General features: G+C 69.7%; 2 protein-coding genes. Both read right to left on the reverse strand.

Annotation, left to right across the window (positions count from 1 at the left end):
- Nucleotides 1-4,420, reverse strand: a 4,420-nt coding sequence (locus B2K11_RS20325; RefSeq protein ID WP_163620907.1) for an Ig-like domain-containing protein, incomplete at its 3' end; no start/stop codon positions are given.
- A 243-nt stretch (nt 4,421-4,663) separates the two neighbouring features.
- Nucleotides 4,664-6,237: fibronectin type III domain-containing protein (locus tag B2K11_RS20330; RefSeq protein ID WP_163620908.1), on the reverse strand; the 1,574-nt coding region annotated here is incomplete at its 5' end.

A 6,237-nucleotide genomic window follows, 5' to 3' on the forward strand; every position in this document is an offset into this window, starting at 1 on the left:
CGCTCGAGACGGTCGGTGTCCCCGGCGCGTCGGGCTTGCCCTGCACCGTGAGCCGGATGCGGCCCTCTACCTCCCGGTCGGGGTCACCGGTGGCATCCTGCACGCGATAGCGCACGACCATCGTGCCGAAGAACTTGGCGTCGGGAGTGACCTGCACCTGGTCGCCCGCCACGTCGACGTCGCCCTGACCGGTCTCGAGGACCGCGGTGGTGACCTTCAGCGGCTTGTCGGGGAACGGGTTCACGTCGTTGCTCAGCACGGGGACCGTGATCGTCTTGCCCTGGTGGGCCTCGTCGATCACATCGTCGTTGGCCGTGGGCAGTTCGCGTGTCGATGCGATCACACGGATCGTCACGGTGCCCTCGATGGGCTCGGTGGTCCCGTCGGTGATGCGCACGCGGAGCGTCGCGGCGGTGCCCTTCTTCGTCTCCGCGGCGGCGCTGACGCGCAGCTCGTCGTCGTCGATAGCGGCCGTCATGCCGTCCGGCGATCCGCCGACGATGTCGAACTCCAGGCGGTCCGCGTCGTCGGGGTCGGGGTCCGTGGTGAGACCGCCCAGGTCGAGAGTGGCCGGGTCCTCGCCGGGTGCGACATCCATCTGCCCGTTGACGAAGGTCGGCTGCTGGTTCTCGGGCGGCAGCACCGTGATCGGCAGGGTCAGCGTCGCCTTGCGGCCTTCGGGATCGTCGGGGCCCGTGCCGTCGGTGACCTCGAACGTGATCGCGTCGGGGCCGAAGAACCCGGGGGCCGAGGTGTAGACGAGGGTGGTCTGGTCCTTGATCAACGAGGACCCGTCGTTGTGCGCGGCCGTGACCTTGGCGGCCTCGGTGATGACGACCTTGCCACCGTCAGCAGACCGGACGTGATCGGCGAGCGGCAGCTCGACGGTCTCGCCGCTCTTCACCTCGACCGGCTCGGTGGAGACGAGCGTCGGCGGCAGCGACGAGAGCGCGGGGATGTGGATGAACGCGGATGCCGCGTTGCCGTCGCGGTCGGTGATCGTGTAGGTGGCGAGGCGGTCGGCGTCGCCGAGGGTGACGCGCACCTTGCCGTCCGAGAGCACTCGCGAGTCGGAGTCGGCGACCGACAGCTCGAGGTCGTCGACGGTGCCGTCCGGGTCCTCGTCGTTGGCGAGCACCTCGAGGTCGACGACGCCCTCTTCGACGTCGGCGGCGCGGACGTCGTCGTCGCGCGCGATCGGACGCTGGAGCGGAACGTCCTCGGCCACCGTGATCTGCAGCACGGCCTTCGCCTCGGCGCCGCGGGCGTCACGGATCGTGTACTGCAGCGACGTCTCGACCGTCTCCGACGGAGAGGTCACGACGACGCGGTTGCCTTCGACCTTCGCCTCGAGGCCTGCGACATCCGGCAGGATCAGCCCGTTCTTGACGATGCCGAACTCGTCGCCGTCGGGGTCGGAGTCGTTGGCGAGCACGGGCACGGCGACCGAGCGGTCGGGCCGCATGATGACGGCGTCCTTGACCGCATACGGCGCCTGGTTCACGCCTTCGGCCGGCGCGATCCCGATCCGGATCGTCGCCGTGGCCTCCGCGCCGAGCCTGTCGCGCACGCGATAGGTGAAGGTGTCGACGCCGGCGGTGTCGTCGAAGGCCTCGTAGACGAGATAGTCGGAGCCGGTCTCGGTGATGCGTCCCTTGCCCGGCGAGGAGGCCAGACCGACCAGTTCGACCGAGTCGCCGTCGGCGTCGATGCCGTCCAGCGGCACAGCGATGCGCACCTGGGTGCCGCCGAGCACGCGGGCGGTGAGGTCGCGCGGGCGGGGAGCGGCGTTGGTCTCTTCGTTGACCGGCAGCACTTGGATGGTGATGTAGCCGGCGTCCTTCTGCCCGGTGCTGTCGACGACCTCGTAGGTGGCGTAGACGGTGCCGGGCTCGTCCGATGCCCGGAAGCGCACGGTGTCCTGCGAGACGAAGACCTCGCCATCCTCGGGCTCGATCAGCGGGGGAACGAGGTCGGGGGCGACGTGGATGGCGTCGCCGTTGGGGTGGTAGTCGTTGTCGAGCACCGGTATCGTCACGACATCGCCGGCACGCACAACGACCTGGTCGTCGTTCGCGACCGGAGGCCGCAGCTGCGCGGGGGCGGGGATCGGGATGACGATGACATCCCCCTCGGCCGACTGGGAACCGTTGGAGATGCGGTACGTGATGCGCACCTGCTCCGAGAGGGCGGCCTGGTCGGTGATGCGGAGCGTCTCGTGGTTGAGCACGGCGACCGCGATGCCGGAGTTCGGCTCGACGGTGACGGACTGCACCACCAGGATGCCGCCGGACGGATCCGAGTCGTTGGTCAGAGCATTGACCAGCACCTCGCCGCCGCTCGGCAGCAGCGCCACGTCGCGCACCGCCACCGGGGGCAGGTCCGTCTCCCCCTCGGGGATCACGTCGACCCGCACGATGCCCGGCACACCTGCGGCGCCCGCGGCCACCATGTACTGCACGTAGTACGTAGCCGGCGTCGCGGAGCGGAAGGTGAACGTCTTGTTGGCGTAGTCCGGAACGATGTCGGCGCCCGAGACGGGATCGACGCGGGCGAGGCGCAGCGGCTCGCGACCGGCGCCCACATCGTTGACGAGCGGTGACACGGTCGCCGTCTGCCCGGTCCGGACCGCGATGTAGTCCGCGTTGGTCACGGGGTCGATCGAGCCGACGGGCCGCACGTCGAAGCGGATCGAGCCGACCGTGACGTCGGTGCCGTCGGAGACCGAGATCTCGACATCCTTGCGGCCCTGCGTCCCGCCCACCGCGCGGTAGGTGATGCGCCCGTCCGAGGTGTAGTCGGCCTCGTCGCCCTCCGCGGGTGTCACCGCGCCGAGGAAGACGTCGTCGCCGTCCGGGTCGATCCAGTCGGGCAGCACGTTGTAGGTGATGGTGCCGCCGGCTTCGATGGCGACGGTCGTCACACGTTTCTGGGTCGGCGGCGCGTTGACGTCCCAGCCGTGCACCGAGAGCGAGACGCGCGCGGTGTCGGTGCCACCGCGGCCGTCGGAGACCTCATAACTGAAGGATGCCGACCCCGAGGCGTCCTCGGGGACCGCGATCTGCAGCGCACGGCCATTGTCGATCGACTGGACCTCGCCGATCGACGGCCCACCCTCGAGCACCCGCGTCGTCAGCACGTCCCCGTCGGGATCGCTGTCGTTGTCGAGCAGAGGGAGGATCGTGGTGCGGCCCGGACGGACGCCGAGGTCGTCGTCATTGGCGTCGGGCGGCGTGTTGATCTCGGAGCGCTCCGGGAGGACCGTCTCGGTCGTCTCCTCGGTGGTCTTCTCGTCCTCTTCGGTCTCACCCTCGGGCGGGGTCAGCTCGTCCCAGTTGTCGACGCGCTGCAGATCTTCGGCCGCCATCCACGTGGCGCCGCCGACGATGTCGTTGAGCACCACGACGTCACGGTTCACGCGGAATTGCAACAGCGAGGTCGGCTCGACGCCGTCGATGTCGGCATCCAGATCGCCGGCGTCGCCCGCACAGTCGCGCACGAAGCGGCCGGAACCGCTCCAAGCGGCGTAGGCGCAGCCGTCGAGCCACACCGGATACGCCGGCGCGCCATCGCCGCCGGCCTTCACCGTCGTGGGCTCGGAGCCGTCGAAGGGCACACGCACGAGTGCGGACGCCGTCGACACCGAGACGGCGTCGGCGGCAGCGGAGGGCTGCTGCAGCACGGCATCGCGCCCGCCGTCGATCTCGGTCTCCCGACCGTCCGCGATGACGGTGCCGTCGGAGGTGTCGAGCACCACGGCCTTGTCGCCGACCGAGGTGATCGACAGCTTGGACTTCTCGTCGACACCGGGCAAGGCGGCGCGCGCCGCCTCTTCGGGGGCGTCGTCGGCGCCCATCCGGATCGTGACCGATTCCGCGGTCTCGGCGGACGCGCCGTGGACGATGCCGTCGACGCCGATCGCGACATCCGCCCCCTCGCCGAGGTTCGTCGTCGGATCGGCGCCCTCGATCTGGAACGATCCGATGCTCTCGGCGGCCAGCACCCACAGATCGCCCGACGCGCGGTCGAGGATGGCGGCGGTCGTGCCACCCAGCACGACCTTCGCGTCGCCGGGCAGGCTGGCAGCCCCCGACAACGCGACCATCCCCGGGTCGATCGCGCTCACCGCGGAGCCGGCGTTGTCGACGAGGAGGACCGTGGCCCCCGACTGGAGGATGTCGTAGTCGTCGCTCGTCGTGCGCAGACCGCCGTCGAGCACCTGCGATTCGTGGTTGAAGTGGCCGACCATGAGGCTCGAGCGCTTCGTCACCCAGACACCGCCGTCATGGAGGTCGACCTCGGTGGTGGGAACACCCTGATAGACGAACGCGAGCGTCGTGAGCGTGACCGCAGCCGCCGTCACCGCACCCGCCGAAGCGAGCGCACGCGGACGAGCGCGCAGCCATGCGGAAGACCTCATCGAACCTCGGCCTCCTCCGGGGTGTCGTGCGTCTCTACGTGGCGCCGAGACCGGACGTGGGGCGTCCGGCGCTCACCGAAGACATCAGGGAACGGTCCAGCCTAACCCGACACAGGGAACGCGATTGGACGGGAAGTGTCAACTACGACGATGGTAATCCGCCTGATCAGAGCCGATCGATGGGGACAAACACCCATCGACCGGCGCTCCGGGAATCCGACGGCATCGTGCGTGCGCAGCGCGCTACCACGTCGTGGCTTCGGCATTGCCGGAGCCGCCCGGTCCGCTGTAGCTGACCCACTTCGAGCCCGCGTAGCCCGAGTAGCAGCTCAGCCGCACGCTGTCGTTCGCGCCGACCTGGTACTGGTTGCTGCTCCATCGCCCCTCGGAGTCGTTGCAGCTCAGCGTGTAGGTACCCGGCACCCAGTTCTCGACGTTGAAGACGAAGTACGAGCACGAGGCCGAACCGCAGCCCTCCATACCCTGCGCGCTGGAGCCTCGGCTCGTCCACGCGCGCGGCTGCGGCGGATCCACCGTCCGCGCCGAGTCGGAAACGACGGCACTCCACTGATTGGCGGCATCCTGCGCGCGCGCCTCGACGCGGTGCGTCTCGGCGTACCCGTAGGTGGCCGACGTCGAGCCGTTGTTCGCGACGTTCTGCCAGTTTCCACCGTCGATGCGGATCTGCATCTGGGTGATGGCGCGACCGTTCGCGCTGGGAGCGTTCCACTGGTACGTGATGCTCCGGCCGCTTGCCGTGGCCGAGACCGTCGGGTTGCGCACCGGCCCGTACGGGATCACGGCATTCGACGGAGCCGACGCCGCACCCGGCTCCTGGACGCCCCCGACGGTGGCGACGGCGCGCACGCGCACCGTGTAGCTCGTGCCGTTCGACAGGTTGCCGATGACGTTGTTGCCAGGCATCGCCGCCCAGCCGGCGTTGTTGAGCGAGTACTGGTAGCTCAGTTCACCCGCGCTCGCGCCATTGCCGGCCGCTGCCCCGTACGACACCGTGATCGAGCTGTTGCCGTTCGGTGTCGAGGCCGACACGTTCGGCGGCGCTCCGGGAGGCGTGAACCCGCGCTGCGGGGCCGATGCGGCGCTGAACGCCCCCCAGCCCGCCTTGTTCTGCGCCATCACCCGGAACGTGTAGTCCGTCGTCGAGGTGTTGACGACGACCGCCTGGCTGGTCTCGCTCGCCGAGACGGGGATCGTGCGCACGACGCTGGACCCCTGCATCACATCGAGCTGGTAGCCGTCGATCGCGTCGCCGTTGTCGGCCGGCTTGTTCCACGAGACGCGGATCTGCGCCTGCGCGCCGACCGGTTCGAGGCGAGCGGTCGTCGGGGTACCCGGCGCATCGGGCGCACGGGCCGGGATCTCGGTGACCGACCACGGGCTCGGGCTCGACGGATCGGGTGCGAGGTTGTGCGCCTGCACGCGCACCTGGTACGCGACGCCGTTCTGCAGGCCGTCCCACACGATCGAGTTGCCGACGACCTCGGTCTTCTGCGAGATGCCCGACGGCGGTGCCGGCGAGATCTCGAGCGTGTAGTGCTGGACGGGCGAACCGGGCGTCGACGGCGTGACCCATGCGACGTTCAGGCTCTTGTCGCCGAAGGTCAGCGTCGGTGCAGCCGGGGTGTCGGGCCGCGCGTCGGGGCGCGCCTCTTCCGACGGTGCCGACGGGTCGGACGGGCCCACGCGGTTCTCCGCCACGACGGTGAAGTTGTACTTCACGTTGTTCGTCAGGCCGTCGAGGGTGCACGTGGTCGCCAGGCACTCCTTCTCGTAGTTGCCCGCGGTCGACGAGACGA

The organism is Microbacterium sp. B35-30 (genome assembly GCF_010634855.1).
Lineage (GTDB): Bacteria > Actinomycetota > Actinomycetes > Actinomycetales > Microbacteriaceae > Microbacterium.